Here is an 18,998-nt window from a genome sequence, read left to right as displayed (position 1 = left end):
TTCTTCCAAGTTATTCTCATACATGTACAGGTAATTGCCTATGAGAATTGCTATAATCGGCGCAGGCTGTTCAGGCCTTACCACCATAAAAAATTTGGTTGAAGCTGGCCTGGAAGATATTACTTGCTTCGAGAAAAATGACCAGATTGGCGGCAATTGGGTATTTACGGCCAACAAGAGTCATAGCAGTATTTGCGAAACAACGCATATTATTTCTAGCAAATCAATGTCGCAGTTCAGCGACTTCCCGATGCCCGACAGTTATCCTGATTATCCAAGTCATCAGCAGGTACTTGCATATTTTCAAGTCTATACCAAGCATTTTCATCTGGAGAAATATATTCGATTTAATGCTACGGTGCTACATATAGAAAAAACCGAAAAAGAGGGCTGGCGGCTGTTTCTGAACGATGGCACCTGGGCAGATTTTGATTATCTATTGATAGCCAATGGTCATCATTCGGCACCACGTCACCCTTCTTGGAAAAATGACTTTACGGGAGAATATCTGCATAGCCATGATTACAAGTCCAATCAGGGGTTCGAAGGCAAACAAGTATTGGTAGTGGGTGCGGGCAATTCTGGCTGTGATTGTGCTGTTGAAACCAGCCGTGTTGCTGCGCGAGTGGATATCAGTCTCCGTTCTCCGCAGTATATTATTCCTAAGTTTGTTATGGGGCAACCTACCGATGCTTTTGCTGCTTCATTTCAATGGTTACCCCAAAATATCCGTGATAGGTTCCAGAAGATTTCTCTCCGTCTCCAGATTGGACGCTACCGTGATTACCAATTACTCGAGCCAGATTTTTCACCAACCAGAGCCCATCCTACCATCAATTCTGAACTATTAGACAAAATACGACATGGGAAAATACATCCTCGTCAGGGGATCAAAGAAATTTCAGGCCAAAACGTATTTTTTGAGGATGGCTCTTCTGCTAGATACGACGTGATCATCGCTGCCACAGGTTATAAGATTAGTTTTCCTTTTTTTGATTCATCTTTCATTAACTGGGAAAATATCACTAGTATTCCGCTCTATCTTCGCATGTTCCACCCAGAACACTCCACTCTGATTTTTATCGGATTAATACAGCCTCAAGGGTGTATCTGGCCACTTTCTGAAATCCAGGCCAGGCTGGCTGCTCAACTGATTGCTGACAAAATACATCTTCCAATTAACTGGCGTGAACAAGCATACATTGAAGGTAAATGCTTAGAACAACAATTTATCCGACATCCGCGCCATTCCATTGAAGTGCATTATTTTCCGTATTTAAAGCAATTGTACCGAGTACTCCGGCAGTAACAGGGAGTAGCTTAATGGGTTTCTATTCTTTACGTTTTGCACTTGTCAAATAAAGTGCAAAACCAGTAAAAACCATTCCTCCTGGGATATTACCCAAAATGACTGGAAATCCGTTCCAAAGCCACCATTCGGCAATGGTAATATTTTCTCCTAATCACATCCCTGCTGGGATGACGAATATATTTACCATGGCATACTCATAACCCAATACAAAAAAGGTCATGATCGGTAACTATACGGCAGCAATTTTGCCAACCATCGTAGTGGAAGTGAATGCCATGACAACAACTTCCTCAAGCTTTATATAAGCCACTAAATTTACTTTCGCTGGTTATTCTTCTCCAGAATAATAAAATTTGATGGTTAAGAATAATTTAAATTTATCATTCAACTAGATACAATCCCTACGCTTTTCTGGTAAAAAAATCTGCAATAAATCATTTAAAAAACGTCTACCTGTTAGCGTTGGCATGATGCGATGATGATCCCAGCTGATTAAATTTCGTTGCTCTGCTTCTTCCAATTGTTGCTGAATAGTGGTAATAGGCATACCCGTCCGCGCCTGAAAGCTATCGACCTGAAAGCCACTGGTTAAACGAAGCGCATTCATCATGAATTCAAATGCGCGGTCTTCCGCCTGAATTTCGTGTTCAGATTGTACTGGATCATCCAAGGGGCTGCCCTTCGTTAACATCTTTGCAAGATACTGCTTGGGTTGCTTATAGCGCATTTGTCGTATTATCTTATGTTGGAAGCTGATTTTACTGTGCGCCCCCGCACCGATCCCCAAATAATCGCCAAATTGCCAGTAATTTAAATTGTGACGCGATTGATAATTAGGCTTGGCAAATGCCGAAATCTCGTAGTTGGAATAACCCGAACTTGATACTGTCTGTTCAATCATCAATTGCATCTCAGCAGCAAGATCATCATCTGGTAACGAAGGAGGAAAGCGATAAAATAGTGTATTAGGTTCCAGTGTCAGATGGTAAGCTGAAATATGCGGAGCCCCTGAGGCGCATGCAAGCGCAATATCATGACTGACTTCTTCCAGGGTTTGATCTGGTAATGCATACATCAGATCTAGGTTCACGTTATCAAAATTTTTTAATGCAATTTCGATTGCATGATGCGCTTCCTTATCATCATGTATTCGCCCCAATGCTTGCAAGTGTTTGGGATTGAAGCTTTGAATACCGATGGACAGGCGATTGATCCCCGCAGTGCGGAAATCTGCAAATTTTTGTGCTTCGAATGTGCCAGGGTTGGCTTCCAGCGTAATTTCAGCAGAAAGTTCCAGTGGCAAGAGCATTCTGACATGGGTGAGCATTTCGTCAACTGCTTGAGCACTTAGCAAACTGGGCGTTCCACCACCCAGAAACACGCTAGTGACAGGTCGTCCCCAGATTTGAGGTAACGCCATTTCCAAATCACGGATAAGCGCCGAGACATACTCATCTTCGGGCAATGCACTCCCCTTTTTGCCAATTTCATGTGAATTAAAATCACAATACGGACATTTTTTTACACACCATGGTATGTGAATATAAAGGCTCAATGGCGGTAAAGTTGAAAGCTTGGGCGATTGCGTACTAAATATAGATGAAACGGAAATAGCCGTTACCATGATCAATCAAATACCTGTGTTCGATGCAAAAATAATTAGAGTTTGATAACCGCAAGAAACTCGCTTAGCTTCTTGAGGGCTTTTCCACGATGACTGATCTGGTTCTTTTGCTCCATCGGAAGTTGCGCCGCTGTTTTATTCAAGTCAGGCAAGAAAAAATACGGATCATATCCAAATCCCCCTGTCCCGCGGGGTTCCAACATGATCTCACCATGCCAGCTATCATCGGCAATAATGGGCTGTGGATCGTCAGCATGCCTTACCAACACGATAATACAGTAGTAATAGGCACTGCGATCGGGTTGATTTTTCAATATACCGATTAGTTTCTGGTTGTTGCGCTCATCTGACTTAGGCTCGCCTGCATAGCGGGCAGACAATACACCGGGCGCACCGCCCAGAATATTGACACAAACACCGGAATCATCTGCAAGTGCAGGTAAACCAGTAACTCGGCTAGCGTGGCGTGCTTTGGCAAGCGCATTCTCAACAAAGGTGCCATAAGGCTCTTCGATTTCAGTCACCGCTAAATTTGATTGCGCTATAGCCTCGATTCCAAGCGGTGCAAGTAGTTGTTGTATTTCTCGCAGCTTGCCTGAGTTATTACTCGCAATGACGAGCTCTTGCATAGTTTTATTGATCCGCTGCAAATGCTTTTTTTTGCAAGGAAATCAGTTCCATTATTCCCTGCTGAGCCAAATCTAACATAGCATCTAACTCTTTCCGGGTGAATGCTGCACCTTCGGCAGTTCCTTGCACTTCCACCAAATCAAGACCTCCTGTCATCACAACATTCATATCAGTATCGCAAGTAGAATCTTCGGAATAATCCAGATCAATCAAAGGTGAACCATCATGTATACCCACAGAGATAGCTGCAACGTGATCCCGTATTGGATTACTTACGATCAAGCGCTGTGCCAATAGAGACTCGACTGCATCGTATAGTGCAACAAATGCACCCGTAATACTTGCCGTCCTGGTTCCTCCATCCGCCTGGATGACATCACAGTCAATTTGAATGGTTCGTTCTCCTAAAATTTCCAAATTAATGATTGAGCGTAATGCTCGCCCTATCAAGCGTTGAATTTCCATAGTACGCCCGGATTGCTTACCTTTTGCAGCCTCTCGCTGCATACGCTCATTCGTTGAACAGGGCAGCATACCATACTCAGCAGTTAACCATCCCTGCCCTGCTCCCTTAAGAAAGGGAGGAACTTTGTCGGCAACACTGGCCGTACATATAACTTTAGTATCGCCACATTCAATGAGTACAGCTCCTTCAGCATACTTGGTATAACGACGTGTAATCTTGACTGGGCGAATTTGGCTAGCAGCGCGATTGTTATGACGGAACATTATTGCAGTCCGTTATCAAAAATTTTCATCTAAAATATTAGAGCAAGTATTTAGGTAGCAAAACGATAAGAAGTCGGTTTGGGTGGAGAACCTGTTGATATTGTTAATATTTCATAACCATTCTCAGTAACTAGCACAGTATGCTCCCATTGGGCTGATAAGCTGCGATCTTTCGTTATCACTGTCCAACCATCTGGCAGCGCACGGATAGCAGCTTTCCCCGCATTGATCATAGGTTCAACGGTAAAAATCATGCCGGCTGTAAGCATCAGCCCTGTACCGGGACGCCCATAATGAAGAACCTGGGGATCTTCATGAAATTTTGCACCAATACCATGACCACAAAATTCTCTTACTACACTATAACCTGCACCTTCAGCCATGCGTTGAATGGCATAACCAATATCACCTAAATGTTTACCAGGTCTGATTTCTTCTATTCCTCGCCACATCGATTCAAAAGTCACCTCACATAAGCGCTTTGCCTGTATCGAAGGCTGCCCAACATAATACATGCGACTGGTATCACCATGATATCCATTATAAATTACCGTCACATCAATATTGACGATATCTCCCTCTTTCAATTTTTTATCTCCTGGAATGCCATGACAAACCTGGTGGTTAATTGAAGTACAGATTGATTTTGGAAAAGGGCTATATCCAGGGGGAGCATAATTAAGTGGTGCAGGTGTAGTTTTTTGAACATTAACCATGTAGTCATGGCAAAGCTTATCAAGCTCGCCAGTCGTAATGCCCGTAACAACATAAGGTGTAATGTAATCAAGAACCTCGGACGCCAGTCTCCCGGCTATCCGCATTTTTTCAATTTCCTCAGGGGTTTTTATCTGAACCGTCACAATATTTCTCAATAATTCAACCATTACATAATAAAATTCTTCACTTTTTGTATTTTAGAGCTTGTTGTTGCTATTAGAGCATCCTATGCTGTTATTTCCAGTTTGCTTATCAAAAATTGCTGGATAAGGATAAGGGTTTTGTTGTCCACTTCTTTCGGGTGATTAAAAATGATGAATTTTACTAGCTCAAAATTCAACTTACTAATAATTTACAATTTATATTTACACTTGAAATACAAATACCTTTTCTTTTTACTTTCTCTATCAATTGCATTGCTACGAACACTGCTCACGTAACATGCTGGATGAAATAGTGCTATGCCACGGACTTTACTCATTACCTTAACATGTCGTTAAAGTATATTAAATTGCTGCAGCTCATTAATTACTTTTAAATCTCGCATTACTCTATTTATATAATATCTGCTCTGGTTCGATAGAACTCAATACCAAATATAATTATATTTTGCATGCTACTCCTGAAGATAACAATTTTATTTTTCTGGATATCTTTATCTTTTGTGTCATGCGCTCTTTTTATTTAATTCAATCCTAGCTGAACAATCTTCCAAAATCTCTATTAACCAGCGCTAATATAAGAAAAAAATATTTTTATTCTGATGGATTATCAGCTATAACCGTTTACTGTTATGAATAAACCTTGTTAGAATGCGGGGCTAATTCAGCGCTTTTCTTTTTATGCAAACCTTAAAACCATCTATTCTTCAAAATATGAAAGTCATTAAAAATACTGCTATTATTTTTGCATTTATATTTTCAAATCAGATTTTAGCCGATACGCCTAGTACTCATGGTGATTCCGAAAAAGGCAAAGAAATTGCTACGGGTGTTTGCTCTGGTTGCCATAATGCCGATGGCAATAGCGTTATCCCAAGCAACCCGACTCTTGCTGGCCAGCATGCGGAGTATATTACCAAGCAATTAATGGATTTTAAGGCAGAAGGTGATTCACCTGCAAAACGCGATAGTCAGGTGATGGCCTCTATGGTTGCAGCACTCTCTGCAGATGATATGAAGAATATCGCTGCTTACTATGCTCAACAAAAAACTACACCTGCTATGACGAGTAATAGTGATCAATCGTTACTAGAAATAGGTAGAAAAATATATAATGGTGGTAATTTAGAAAATAATGTGCCAGCTTGTTCCAGCTGTCATTCCCTTAACGGAGCAGGTATCCCTCCTCATTATCCTAAACTCGCAGGTCAGCACCCAACCTATACAATTTCTCAATTAGATGCATTTTATCGGGGAAATCGTGCTAATGACATCAATAGCTCTATGCAAAAAGTCGTACTACGCATGAGTACTCAGGAAATAAAAGCTGTAGCTGAATATATCGCAACGTTACAGTAGAGTAAGATTCTGCTATTAAAAGAGGCCTAATCTTTTATTAAAAATTGCAAATTACCACCGATGCTATCGGTGGTAATTTAATATTTCTATACCCAGGAACTAAAAATACGTTCAGCTGCAAGCAACGTATTGTCAATATCTTGGCTATTATGCATAGCAGAAACGAAACCTGCCTCATATGCAGATGGCGCAAAATAAATTCCTTCTTGTAGCATTGCATGAAAAAAGCGGTTAAATGCTGCTTTATCACACGCCATTACATCTGCAAAACTTTTTGGTGATTCTTTACTAAAATATAAACCAAACATGCCACCAACAGACTCGGCGCAAAAACTTACACCACATTTGTTTGCAACAGCTGTCAAACCCTGAGTCAGCTGTTGAGTTTTAGCTGAAAGTGTTTCATAAAAACCGGGCGCTTGTACTTCGAGAAGCGTTGCTAGTCCAGCTGCAACCGCAACAGGATTACCAGATAAGGTACCTGCTTGATATACCGCGCCCAGTGGAGCCAGGCACTGCATAATTTCCCGTCGTCCCCCAAATGCAGCCAGAGGCATACCTCCCCCTATCACTTTACCTAGTATCGTAAGATCAGGTTTAATCTGATAAAGTCCCTGAGCACATTCCAGACCAACGCGAAACCCTGTCATGACTTCGTCAAAAATCAGAACGCTACCATATTGTGTGCATAGCCTTCTTAAAGCTAATAAAAAATCTGGCTCTGCTTTCACCAGATTCATGTTCCCTGCGACTGGCTCAACGATAGCGGCAGCAATTTCCTTGCCAAATTCATGAAAGGTTCTTTCCAAACCAGCAATATCGTTATAGCTTAGTACGATAGTATGTGCTGCAGTTTCAGCTGGAACACCTGCTGAGCTAGGATGACCAAATGTCAGTGCACCAGAACCCGCTTTTACTAATAAGGCATCATCATGACCGTGATAACACCCCTCAAATTTAATAATATGACTTCTACCGGTATAGCCACGTGCTAAGCGAATAGCACTCATCCCGGCTTCAGTACCTGAACTCACCAACCGCACTTGTTCTATCGAAGGAAGCAATTTACAAAGCAGCTCAGCAATTTCTAGTTCTGTTTCGGTAGGAGCGCCAAAGGATAATCCATTCTGTGCGGCTTCTTGAACTGCTTTGACCACGTTGGGATGAGCATGACCAAGAATAAGCGGTCCCCATGAACCGACATAATCTATGTAAGATTTTTCATCCGCATCCCAAAAATAAGCCCCTTTACCACGTTTGAAAAAAATAGGCGTACCACCAACAGATTTAAAAGCGCGTACAGGCGAGTTAACACCTCCAGGAATATACTTCTGAGATGATTCATATAATTGTTGATTAAGTGAGGTCATTTACTTACTCGTCATTAAGATGATGAAGAAAAAGTCTGTTCAGTCCTAAAAAATAACTGGTTAAATTTTTTTACAACAAAATGAATATTCTGAGCACCAAATAGCTCATGACATACAGCAATAGAATCGCTTCCACGATTGATTAATGAAACAGCATTAGCCAAAGTAATGCCACCAATTGCAACGAGGGGAATATTCAATTTCTTCTTTGCTTCAGACAATAAGTCAATGGATGCGCTTACCGTATTCATTTTAGTTTTTGAGTAAAAAAAGGCGCCAAATGCAACATAATCAGCACCCATTCTTTCTGCCTCAAGAGCTAACTCCAGCTGATTATAACAGGACACGCCGATAATTTTGTTTTGCCCTAGATAGTCTCTAGCATCAGTAATAGTAATATCTTCTTTTCCTATATGTATTCCATCAGCATCAACTTCTATAACTAAATCATAATGATCATTAATAATTAAAATGGCACCATATTGTTTACAAAGCTTGGATAATGCTTTTGCCTGAGTCAGACGCAATCTGTAATCGGCGATTTTATTTCGATATTGAACATATTGAACGCCAGCTGCAAGCGCCTGACGCGTCATCTCACACAGCTGTGTTGTACCCGTAATATCAGGTGTAATGGCATATAAGCCATTAATTTCGTGAGTTATCATTAAAAGCAGCTATTTTCTTTCTTCTAAATCATTCTCATCAGACGCCCAGAAGAATCTATCTGGTAAATATTGACCCATCCCAGGACGGAACCCTGATTTAAGTGCATGCCAGGTATAGTCTTGTGCTTCATAAACACTTTCAGCAATAGGCAATCCATGTGCGAGAGAGGCAGCAATCGCTGACGAGAGCGTGCACCCTGATCCATGATAAGACCCGGGCAAACGCTGCCATTCATCAGAACGGATAACACCGTTAGTATCATATAGTGTATTAATTACCTTAACTGTATTTTCATGAGTACCCGTGATTAAGGCATATTCGCACCCTATCTGTAATAACCGATCTGCACTTTGTTTTAAATCAATAATTTCTAATTCGTCCTCATTCTCAAGTACCAGCCGTCTTGCTTCTAAACTATTTGGCGTAATAATGGTAGTTTGTGGAATTAATAAATCACGTATGGCTGTAATTATCTGTTCATTAGCAAGTGGATCACCACGGCCAGAAGCAAGCACTGGATCAAGAACCACTGGAATATTTGGATAATCAGCAATTATTTCCGCAATGACAACGACAGTTTCTACACTGCCGAGTAGGCCTATTTTAAAAGCATCTACTGGCATATCTTCTAACACGATACGAGCTTGATCAGCAATCCACTCAGAATCCAGTGCCATTATATTCTCAATGCCAACAGTATCCTGGATGGTTACCGCGGTAATAACTGAAAGTGGATGACAACCTATACTTGCTAATGTGAGAATATCAGCCTGTATACCTGCTCCACCGCTTGGATCGCTCGCAGCAAATGATAATACTTTGGGGGGTAGTTGTGACATGCAATAATACCGTAAAATATAATTTTAACTTAAAAGGACGTTTCGATCTATCATGCATACCGATGAAAATCAGATTTATCACCGATACATGTGTTTGATCTGTGGTTATATCTATGATGAAGCCGAAGGTGCACCCCAAGAAGGAATTCCCCCCGGAACGCGATGGGAAGATGTGCCAATTAATTGGACTTGCCCTGAATGTGGCGCACGTAAAGAAGATTTTGAGATGGTAAAAATATAATGCGCATACTTCACACGATGCTGAGAGTAGGAAATCTCGAAAAATCTATTCATTTCTATACCAAAATTATGGGTATGAAAGTTTTGCGCCAGAAAGAATATCCAGATGGAAAATTCACGCTTGCATTTGTAGGCTATCAGAATGAATCAGAAAATGCTGTTTTAGAATTAACTTACAATTGGGGTGTAGAAAAATATGAACTTGGAACAGCATTTGGCCATATTGCAATAGAAGTAGACGATGCTTACGAAATGTGTGAAAAAGTAAAAAATTTAGGAGGAAAAGTAACGCGTGAGGCTGGTCCAATGAAACACGGTTCTACTGTTATTGCATTTATTGAAGATCCTGATGGGTATAAAATCGAGTTTATTCAAAGAAAAGATAAATAGATCAATATCAATATACTGATAGATTTTATCAAGAAAATGCTGTTACCAGGATTAAGAGTAATATAAATAATGTTTAATCTATACCGATAATTAGCTGATTTATAAAAAGATGGTAACAGCAGTATTCATTCTCGTCAGCTGGCAAGAGAAAAGAGAATCCTTCAAATTATCTGTGTAATAAAAAAACCGTGGGTCTCTTAGCGATTTGGGGTAAATAGCTTCTCCATTCCTTGATTTTTTTTGTAGCAATATATTCATCTTTTAAAGTAAGATTACTGGCAATACATAAATCGGTTTCATCATTGCAGTTCTGGATGAGCAGCTCCAGCAATTTTTGATTCCGATACGGTGTTTCTATAAAAATTTGAGTTTGATTAGATCGTGCTGATTCTTCCTCTAATTGGAAAATTGTTTTGAGACGCAGTTCGTTCTTTATGGGTAAATAACCATGAAAATGAAAGTTTTGACCATTCAATCCAGATGCCATCAGCGCCAATAAAATGGATGATGGTCCCACAAGCGGAACAACAGGCACATGCTTTTGATGTGCAACTCGTACGAGATTTGCCCCTGGATCAGCAACGGCTGGACAACCTGCTTCAGATAACAGCCCTATATCATTTCCTGCAAGTAATGGCTCAAGTAGTCGGTCTAGCTCATTAAATCGGGTATGCTCATTTAATACCTGCATCTCAATTTCTTGTAAAGGCCGCATCCGTTCAATTTGCTTCAGGAAATATCGAGCAGTCTTTGGATGCTCAACAATAAAATATTTGAGACAAGTAATACGCTGCTGTACATTTGCAGGAATGATATCAGCAAACTCTGCTTCTCCTAATGGGGCCGGTATAAGGAATAGTGTGCCAGGATGCATATACAGACAATCCGCAACTAATTTCGCTGTCAAATTATAGAAGCTATTAGGAATGATCTAAACAGCATCTTTGAAAAAAAGATTAATCGTAGAAGTCTAGGGGTCAATGTGATTTGTTAAATATTTAATGAAGTACTCTCGGAACACTCAAAATGAATTCAGGAATATCTACGGTAAAATGAAAGCCATCCTCAGCAACCATTTGATAACTTCCCTTCATTGTGCCAGCTAGAGAAGGAATCGTTGTACCGCTGGTATATTCGAAAGTATCACCAGGTTTAATAAGTGGTTGTTCTCCTACCACACCTAAACCTCGTACCTCATGAATATTATCATCACCACTCGTAATGATCCAATGGCGACTTATTAATTGCGACGCCACATTTCCTGTATTGGAAATTGTAATAGTATAAGAAAATACATGGCGATCCGCCTCTTCGTCTGATTGCTCTGGCAAGTATGTTGTACGGACCGATATATTGATATCGTATTTTTTTTCGTTATTCATAGTTTATGTATAGCGCACTATCTTCCAATTTACACCAAGTTACCAGCCTAATTTAGGTATTTCTAAAAGATCATAACTAAAAATACCTACCCGGCTGTAAGTTTATGGGATGTGTCAAAAGTTAAAATATTAAGAATCAGGTTAGACAAGTATCGTTCTCATAGCTATTCAATTTTTCAAGCTAAGATTAATTTCATCTATAAATCAAAGCTATCGCTAAAGCTACCCAAATAATCTTCAAAAGGAGTTACATTAAAAAGATGGCTAATCTCATAAATTACCAAAAATAATGGGTAGTTAAAAATAAATGGCAGTTGCCTGAATAATATATGTTCAAGGATAGCATTTTGAAAAATGCGTAGATACACAACACTACGATGTGAACTCAAAGCGAGGCAACAAGTGATTCTATTTGAAATTCTCTAAGTATATATAAATCTTGTAAATTATTACCTAAATTGGCAATATACTCATCATTCCTGTAATGATACTATATGCAAAACTTACTTATATGTATATTTTTAACATAATATTACCAAAATATTGACATAGTAGTGAATAATCTATTTTTTCCAGAAGGCAGCCGTAAATACGATTAGAAAAGTATAGAATTCTAGTCTTCCCAGTAACATAGCAAAGCTACAGAGCGAGATCTGGAAATCTGTCAAAGAAGCATAGGTTGTCGCTGGTCCGATTTGATTAAGCCCGGGCCCCAGATTATTGATGTTTGCGACTGCAGCCGAGAAGGCTGTTATTTCATCCAGACCACTTAACGTCAGCACCAAAGTCAAGAGAATCATACTTGCTAAATAAACAAATAAAAATACGAATACAGCAAAGATAATTCGATTGGCGACTATATTTTTCCCTAACTTAACAGGCGAAACTGCTTGCGGATGCATAATTGTGATCAATTCACGAAAAAACTGCTGATATAAAATCCTCACACGGATCATTTTAATTCCCCCTCCAGTTGATCCAGAGGAAGTACAAAAACCGGATAAAAATAGCATCCATAGCGGAGCAAATATCGGCCACAAGTTATAATCAGTATTGCTGTAACCGGTAGTAGTCGCAACGGAAACAACATTAAAGGAAGCATAGCGCAGCGCTGTTAACGGATCAGTATAGACTCCTGTTAACCACAAATAGCCAGTAAGCCCTATACAGCTTGCTAATACAATAATAAAATAAGGTTTGATCTCAGGATCAAGATAATAAGATAAAAAGCTTTTAGCTCGCCAGACCATAAAGTGAGTTGCAAAATTTATTCCGCTTATCAACATAAATAGGATCGCAACCAATTCAATTATTGGTGAGTTCCAATATCCATAACTTGCATCGTGAGAAGAAAATCCCCCTAATCCCAAAGTTGTGAACGCATGCATGACTGCATCGAACCAGCTCATTCCCGCCAGTTTGTATGCAATCACACAAATCAAGGTGAGCAATACATACACTAACCATAATCCTTTCGCGGTCTCAGCAATACGAGGTGTCAATTTAGACTCTTTCATGGGGCCGGGTATCTCTGCTTTAAATAACTGCCTACCCCCTACCCCGAGCATAGGCAGAATGGCAACAGCTAATACAATCAATCCCATGCCTCCCAACCATACCATTTCACCACGCCACAAATTAATCGAATGAGGGAGTAGATCGAGACCGGTTAAGACTGTTCCTCCAGAGGCAGTTAGACCAGATGTTGCCTCATAGTATGCTTTAGCAAAACTGATGTCAGGAAAAAAACGTAATAAAGGCAACATGCCAAAAAGTGGAAGCAGGAGCCAAACTAGAACAACCAATAAAAAACCATCGCGAATCTGTAGTTCACGCTTGTAACGGCGGGTCATTAATCCGATAATTGCGCCACAACTCATTGTCATCAGAATAGCCTCACCAAAAACAACTGATGAGCCATCTTCTGACCAGTATGCGACACCGTAAGGTACCAGCATCGTAAACCCGAATACGAGTATAATCTTGCTCAGTACATTGGTAACCGACAAAAATTGATTCATGGATCGGCCAATTATAAAAAGGATGCGCTAACCTGAAATAACCTTTCAATTTGTCCAATCATCTTTTTATTGATGACAAACAGGATTACATGATCTTCTGACTCGATGACTGTATCGTGGTGAGCAATAATGACGCGCGCTTTATCCCAAACCTTGACATTATTACTTTCGTCAATAACGCCTATACTCAACCATCGCTTATTGTGGGATGGTAAGCCACGCACGATGGCACCGATCGTCGCACCTTTAGGTAATTTGATATCCTCGATTTTGCGTCCTACTATATTGGATGATTTGGTGTCACCGTGCGCGACCAACTCAAGCGCCTCAGCTGCTCCACGGCGCAAACTATGGACTGCAGCGACGTCTCCCTGCCGGACATAGGCAAGTAATGAGCCAATCGTCACTTGTGCAGGTGAAATTGCGATATCAATTCCACTGCTTTGAACTAAATCCACATATACACTTCTGTTAATTAAAGCAATTACCTTTCGTGCACCCAGACGCTTAGCTAACAGCGATGCCATGATGTTATTTTCATCGTCATTGGTTAATGCGCAAAATACATCCATTTCAGCTACATTCTCATCCTCCAGTAATTCTTCATCCGTGATATCTCCATGCAGTACCAGCGCATGATGTAGTTCCTGAGACAGAAGCTCGCATACCTTGCCATCACGTTCGATGATTCTGACTTGATATTCTTTTTCCAGGGCTTCCGCCAGACGCCTGCCAATTTTACCGCCTCCCCCAATCATGACCCGTTTGACCGGCTTATCCATGCTGCGGAGCTCACTCATCACAACACGGATATCCTTAGTAGCTGCTATGAAAAAAACTTCATCGCCCTCCTCGATGGTGGTACTTCCTTCGGGAATAATAGGGCGATCTTTGCGAAATATCGCTGCAACTCGGGTATCGATATTAGGGATATGCTTTCGCAATGTCTGTAGTTGATGTCCTACCAATGGCCTACCTTGTAGTGCCCTCACAGCGACCAGACTCACTTTACCAGAAGCAAAATCAAGTACCTGTAATGCTTCTGGAAATTCGATTAATTTCTCGATATATTCAGTTAATATTTGCTCTGGATAGATGGCATAATCGACACAAAAATTTTTTTGTGAAAAGATATCTGAATGCTCTAAAAAATCACTCGCACGAATTCGGGCAATTTTAGTAGGAATATTGAATAAGCTGGCGGCAATCTTGCACGCTACAAGATTGATTTCATCACTTTCGGTGACAGCCAATACCATATCAGTATCTTCAGCCCCTGCTCGTTTAAGTACTGAAGGATGAGAAGCATTCCCGGCAACTGTTCTTAAATCAAAGCGATCCTGCAGTAAGGCTAACTGATTTGCGGCAATATCGACCACTGTGATATCGTTTGCCTCACTTACCAGGCTCTCGGCAACAGTAGAACCCACTCGCCCGGCTCCCAGAATAAGAATTTTCATAGAGGCAATCTGTTCTTTTTGAGTTTTTGATAGCTACAAAGCATCCTACACTGCAGAAATCCCATCATTCTGATATTGTGCTCTTACCCAATCACGCCATTGCCTAAATAATGCAGGATCAAGCGCAGCAATTACTGAGCGTTGCCAGGGTGATCCTGCCCAATAATCATCCTGCTCAAAGCTGCACATAGAGCCACCTGATTCTTCCAGAATCAGACAGCCGGCAGCGTAATCCCAAGGTTTTTGGCCACCGTGGAGATACAAATCAAAGTAACCCGCAGCGGTATAACACCATTCTAGAGCACATGCACCAAAATTACGCTGTGACGCATAGGGAGGATATGCAGCTATCTTCTCAGCCAGCTTACGATCAAGGCGTTTAAGATCGACATTAGCTATTGCATTTCGCAAATGAGTCTCACGATTTCTTAACGGCAATGGAATTCCATTAAGATAAGCACCTTTACCTTTCTCTGCGTAAAACAATTCTTTTGTGACAGGGTTGTAGACCACACCCAAAATACTTCGTCCTTTGCGCATCAATGCGACGGAAACTCCAAAATAGGGAAGGCCATTAAAAAAGTTGGAGGTACCGTCAATTGGATCAACGCTCCAGAGCCCGGCATCTCCCGCTTCCCACTGCGCATGTTGTTGCTGTATGGACATTTCTTCACCCATTACTGCAGCAGGATGAATTTTCTGGAGTTTATCCAGCAAAACTTCCTGTGCGGCTAAATCAGCTTCAGTATAAAAGCTACCATCCGCTTTACGCTGGCGCATTACTTGCATATATCGAGGCATAATCTCCTCTTGTGCTACGTCTTTTACGACCGCAATGAGTTGTTCCAGCATATTTAATCAGCTCGCCATTTAATCGAGCAGCCGATACTCGGTATCTGATCTTTAGGTCCCTGCCCTGTTTGAGCAATTTGCACCATTGCCTCGAATAAGTCACGGCGCGCATCATTAGGCGCTGCCTCTTTGCGAGAGGCATCTAGCCGTCCACGATACTGTAGTTCCAGGCGATTATTAAAACCAAAAAAATCCGGGGTACAAACTGCTCCATAGGCTTTGGCAATTTCCTGGGTTTCATCCCATACGTAAGGAAAAGGATAGGCATACTCTTTAGCCACTTTAACCATGTTATCAAAAGAATCTTCAGGATAATCCTTAGGATCATTCGACATGATAGCGATTGCACCTATACCATATCCCGCCAACTCTTTTACGTCCCGTATGATACGATCGCGTACTGCTTTGACATAAGGGCAATGATTGCAAATAAACATCACCAGTAATCCATTCTCACCTTTTGCAGCAACCAAGTTATAACGTTTGCCATCTACTCCAGGCAAATCAAAATCAATTGCTTTCCAGCCAAAATCACAAACAGGTGTTTCAAGACTTGCCATATTTTTTCTCCTTATCGTAGGTCTTGTTTGTCTTTGCTATATTATCATGGAATCATAACTCACCTGCTCTCAGGCCCTTATTCATTATGACTGCACGCTTTTATTACCCTGGCCCTATGATACCGGGTCAAATCATTACTTTGCCTACAAATACAGGCCATCATGCCACGCGCGTGCTACGCCTTAAGCAAGGCGACAAAGTGATTTTATTCAATGGAGAAGGGGGTGAATTCTCTGGATCAATCCATCATCTTGATAAATCGGCCAGCACAGTGATTCTCTCAGAATTTCACGCAATCGAACGTGAATCGCCCCTTTCTATCAGTTTGATACAAGCTGTTTGCTCTAATGAGAAAATGGATTGGATCATACAAAAATCAGTAGAACTCGGTGTTAACTGTATCCAACCTGTTACGGCAAATCGTAGTGTTGTACGGCTTTCAGAAGAACGTGCAAATAAACGGGTATTGCATTGGCAACAAGTCATCATTGCTGCCTGTGAACAATGCGGTAGAAATCGTATTCCAAAACTATACCCATTACTAACGCTATCGGATTGGTTCAATCAAGAATTTGAAAGTAAACGAAATAATATAGAGAATCAATCCATTTATAAACTTCTGCTTTCACTTACAGCAAACAGGCGCTTATCCAAATTCTCGTTGCCAAACATTGATACCCCCCTGTCACTGCTTGTTGGGCCGGAGGGGGGCTTTACCACAGAAGAAGAAAAAGCGGCCCATGCGATGGGTTTTGTTCCAATTTGCCTAGGCCAGCGCACATTACGAACTGAGACTGCGGCACTCACTGCGATAGCAACCATGCAGGCTTTATGGGGAGATTATTGAATAAATTTTGCATCCATAGACAAAAGCTTTTTATACTCACCTCACTTCAAAATTTGGCATCAATACTTTCTCCCGCCGGGAGAAAGCTGGATGAGGGATTATAAAAACCGGATTTTGAAGTGCGGTGAGTATAGTTTCAAAATACATGAGATTGCTTTTCTTCTAATAAAATATCGCTGATCAGCATGCTCTCATGAAAAAGCTCTAAGTGATCATTAAACTCATAACAACATTACTTAAACATGGCACAAAATGCTGATTTTGTCACTTGGTTACGTTCCGTTGCGCCTTATATTAACGTATTTCGTAGTAAAACTTTTGTGGTCGCATTTGGGGGCGAAATTGTAGCTGATGGAAATTTTGTTGAACTGGTTCACGATTTCAACCTGCTAGCAAGCCTGGGAATCCAGTTAATTCTGGTACATGGCGCGCGACCACAAATTGAATCCCGATTACAAAAGCATAATTTGGAAGCAATGTATGTAAATGGAATACGCGTGACAGATAATCCCACGCTTCAATGTGTTAAAGAAGCAGTCGGGAAAGTGCGTGTTGAAATCGAAGCTTTGATGTCTATGGGATTACCCAATTCACCCATGGCTAATGCTGCCATTCATGTTGCTAGCGGTAATTTTGTTATAGCCCGCCCCATCGGCATACTTGAAGGTATTGATCTTATGTATAGCGGGGAAGTACGGAAAATTAACACCTCAGTTATCCGTTCACGTTTGGTAAATGGAGAAATCGTTTTACTCTCACCCCTCGGCTACTCACCTAGTGGCGAAATCTTCAATCTCACACTGGAAAATGTTGCCACCGAAGTAGCTATTGCGCTTCAGGCAGAAAAACTTATATTTTTAATGAACCCGCTTGGCGTCATGCACGAATCTACGGACCAGAGGAGCAATTTATGGCGTGAACTGACAGTTGCGGAAGCAAAATCAGTAATAAAAAAATTCATCACGCCCATCGATTCAACAGATGACATTCAGTTATATCTCCCCTGCGCAATACATGCTTGTGAAAATGGTGTTGCGCGAGTTCATCTGATTAGCCGTCATATAGAAGGTGCTTTGTTGCAGGAATTATTTACCCATGAGGGTATTGGCAGCATGATCACGCGAGGGCCTCTGCAGACCATACGCAAAGCTGAAATAGACGATATAGGTGGCATTTTGCAATTAATTGAGCCATTAGAAAATGAAGGCGTGCTGGTTAGACGCAATCGCGAATTATTAGAGATTGAGATTGATCACTTTACCGTTCTGGAACACGATAATATGATCATTGCCTGTGCTGCACTTTACCCTTTCCTGAACGAAGGCGCTTGCGAGCTGGCTTGCCTAGCTGTTCATCCGCACTATCGCAGGACTGGCTGTGCCAGTACGTTAATTAAACATATCGAACAGCAAGCCTTAGCGCAAGGTTATCTCCAGCTATTCGTCTTAACCACGCGCACAGCCCACTGGTTCATTGAAAGGGGTTTCACAGAGACGACACTCGATAAGCTGCCTAGGAGCAAGCAGAATCTTTACAATTATCAGCGTCGCTCAAAAGTATTTATGAAGGAAATATAAGTTTGAGGGAGTAGCAAGCAGTGCTGGCGCGGTGATTTAATCTGGACACACCTAGCCTGACTACCTAATCTCATCTAGCTTCAACTTTGCCTTCCCCTATGCAAAAACACTTCACTTTACCTATTTAAATAAATAAGGTAATCCCCCGGCTATGCCGGGGGACTATTAAAGGTTTGACCGTGTGATACGGTCACCGTGATTCTTTTAGCTTGATCAAGAGCTAGGAGAATCAAATGAGAGATTATCAGAGTTTGACGC

Annotated in this window: 19 protein-coding genes; 6 read left to right on the top strand and 13 right to left on the bottom strand. The window is 41.1% G+C overall.

Annotated features, from left to right (window positions below):
• The first annotated feature begins 40 nt into the window (after positions 1 to 40).
• The gene (locus tag BM122_RS12850; RefSeq protein ID WP_074905917.1) at positions 41 to 1,309 is read left to right on the top strand and encodes a flavin-containing monooxygenase; all 1,269 of its coding nucleotides are present in this window, start codon (positions 41 to 43) and stop codon (positions 1,307 to 1,309) included.
• Between the two features lie 391 nt (positions 1,310 to 1,700).
• On the opposite strand, the gene hemW is transcribed toward BM122_RS12850, so the two are convergent.
• The 4 genes from hemW to map are packed head-to-tail and all read right to left on the bottom strand — an operon-like array spanning position 1,701 to position 5,155.
• A complete protein-coding gene (gene hemW / locus BM122_RS12840; RefSeq protein ID WP_074905916.1) occupies positions 1,701 to 2,936 on the bottom strand; it encodes a radical SAM family heme chaperone HemW in 1,236 nt (411 codons plus the stop codon).
• A gap of 35 nt (positions 2,937 to 2,971) precedes the next feature.
• Complete coding sequence (gene rdgB, locus BM122_RS12835) at positions 2,972 to 3,565, bottom strand: RdgB/HAM1 family non-canonical purine NTP pyrophosphatase (protein WP_074905949.1); 594 nt, start codon at positions 3,563 to 3,565, stop codon at positions 2,972 to 2,974.
• Positions 3,566 to 3,569: 4 nt separating this feature from the next.
• Positions 3,570 to 4,295, bottom strand: a complete 726-nt coding sequence (rph, locus tag BM122_RS12830; protein ID WP_074905915.1) for a ribonuclease PH — start codon at positions 4,293 to 4,295, stop codon at positions 3,570 to 3,572.
• 50 nt (positions 4,296 to 4,345) lie between these two features.
• Entirely contained in the window at positions 4,346 to 5,155 is an 810-nt protein-coding gene (map, locus tag BM122_RS12825) for a type I methionyl aminopeptidase (RefSeq protein WP_074905948.1), read from the bottom strand.
• Between the two features lie 699 nt (positions 5,156 to 5,854).
• On the opposite strand from map, the gene BM122_RS12820 reads away from it, so the two are divergent.
• Entirely contained in the window at positions 5,855 to 6,532 is a 678-nt protein-coding gene (locus BM122_RS12820) for a c-type cytochrome (RefSeq protein WP_256212041.1), read from the top strand.
• A gap of 86 nt (positions 6,533 to 6,618) precedes the next feature.
• Here the strand turns inward: BM122_RS12820 and hemL are convergent, their stop codons facing one another.
• Genes hemL through thiD form a run of 3 tightly spaced genes read right to left on the bottom strand, consistent with a single transcriptional unit; the run spans position 6,619 to position 9,410 of the window.
• The gene (gene hemL, locus BM122_RS12815) at positions 6,619 to 7,902 is read right to left on the bottom strand and encodes a glutamate-1-semialdehyde 2,1-aminomutase (protein WP_074905914.1); all 1,284 of its coding nucleotides are present in this window, start codon (positions 7,900 to 7,902) and stop codon (positions 6,619 to 6,621) included.
• Positions 7,903 to 7,916: 14 nt separating this feature from the next.
• Positions 7,917 to 8,570, bottom strand: a complete 654-nt coding sequence (gene thiE, locus BM122_RS12810) for a thiamine phosphate synthase (protein ID WP_074905913.1) — start codon at positions 8,568 to 8,570, stop codon at positions 7,917 to 7,919.
• 9 nt (positions 8,571 to 8,579) lie between these two features.
• The gene (thiD, locus tag BM122_RS12805) at positions 8,580 to 9,410 is read right to left on the bottom strand and encodes a bifunctional hydroxymethylpyrimidine kinase/phosphomethylpyrimidine kinase (RefSeq protein WP_074905912.1); all 831 of its coding nucleotides are present in this window, start codon (positions 9,408 to 9,410) and stop codon (positions 8,580 to 8,582) included.
• 52 nt (positions 9,411 to 9,462) lie between these two features.
• Here thiD and BM122_RS12800 point away from each other — a divergent pair, with 52 nt between their 5' ends.
• Positions 9,463 to 9,651, top strand: coding sequence for a rubredoxin (locus BM122_RS12800; protein WP_074667258.1), 189 nt, complete (start codon positions 9,463 to 9,465; stop codon positions 9,649 to 9,651).
• Positions 9,651 to 10,040 carry a lactoylglutathione lyase gene (gloA, locus tag BM122_RS12795; protein ID WP_074905911.1) on the top strand — a complete coding sequence of 130 codons (390 nt, stop codon included), beginning with the start codon at positions 9,651 to 9,653 and terminating at the stop codon, positions 10,038 to 10,040. Before BM122_RS12800 ends, gloA begins: the two co-directional genes overlap by 1 nt.
• Positions 10,041 to 10,206: 166 nt before the next feature.
• On the opposite strand, the gene BM122_RS12790 is transcribed toward gloA, so the two are convergent.
• From BM122_RS12790 to BM122_RS12765, 6 genes are all read right to left on the bottom strand, one after another.
• On the bottom strand, positions 10,207 to 10,755 hold the full coding sequence (locus BM122_RS12790; RefSeq protein WP_371264925.1) for an SAM-dependent methyltransferase: 549 nt from the start codon (positions 10,753 to 10,755) through the stop codon (positions 10,207 to 10,209).
• Positions 10,756 to 11,038: 283 nt separating this feature from the next.
• Positions 11,039 to 11,422: a Co2+/Mg2+ efflux protein ApaG gene (gene apaG, locus BM122_RS12785; RefSeq protein ID WP_074905909.1), complete on the bottom strand. Its 384-nt coding sequence runs from the start codon at positions 11,420 to 11,422 to the stop codon at positions 11,039 to 11,041.
• Positions 11,423 to 11,985: 563 nt separating this feature from the next.
• Positions 11,986 to 13,443 carry a TrkH family potassium uptake protein gene (locus BM122_RS12780; protein ID WP_074905908.1) on the bottom strand — a complete coding sequence of 486 codons (1,458 nt, stop codon included), beginning with the start codon at positions 13,441 to 13,443 and terminating at the stop codon, positions 11,986 to 11,988.
• Positions 13,444 to 13,454: 11 nt separating this feature from the next.
• Positions 13,455 to 14,903 (bottom strand): Trk system potassium transporter TrkA, encoded by a 1,449-nt coding sequence (trkA, locus tag BM122_RS12775; RefSeq protein WP_074905907.1) that lies wholly within the window; start codon positions 14,901 to 14,903, stop codon positions 13,455 to 13,457.
• A gap of 45 nt (positions 14,904 to 14,948) precedes the next feature.
• A complete protein-coding gene (locus tag BM122_RS12770; RefSeq protein WP_074905906.1) occupies positions 14,949 to 15,755 on the bottom strand; it encodes an inositol monophosphatase family protein in 807 nt (268 codons plus the stop codon).
• Between the two features lie 2 nt (positions 15,756 to 15,757).
• Positions 15,758 to 16,315: a thioredoxin family protein gene (locus BM122_RS12765; protein WP_074905905.1), complete on the bottom strand. Its 558-nt coding sequence runs from the start codon at positions 16,313 to 16,315 to the stop codon at positions 15,758 to 15,760.
• An 86-nt stretch (positions 16,316 to 16,401) separates the two neighbouring features.
• Between BM122_RS12765 and BM122_RS12760 the strand changes: the two genes are divergently transcribed.
• Positions 16,402 to 17,163: a 16S rRNA (uracil(1498)-N(3))-methyltransferase gene (locus BM122_RS12760; protein WP_074905904.1), complete on the top strand. Its 762-nt coding sequence runs from the start codon at positions 16,402 to 16,404 to the stop codon at positions 17,161 to 17,163.
• A 242-nt stretch (positions 17,164 to 17,405) separates the two neighbouring features.
• A complete protein-coding gene (gene argA / locus BM122_RS12755) occupies positions 17,406 to 18,740 on the top strand; it encodes an amino-acid N-acetyltransferase (RefSeq protein ID WP_074905903.1) in 1,335 nt (444 codons plus the stop codon).
• Positions 18,741 to 18,998 lie beyond the last annotated feature (258 nt).

Origin of the sequence: Nitrosomonas communis, assembly GCF_900114745.1 — a bacterium.
Classification (GTDB): Bacteria; Pseudomonadota; Gammaproteobacteria; order Burkholderiales; family Nitrosomonadaceae; genus Nitrosomonas; species Nitrosomonas communis_A.
This window is presented reverse-complemented; position numbering and strand designations above follow the sequence as displayed.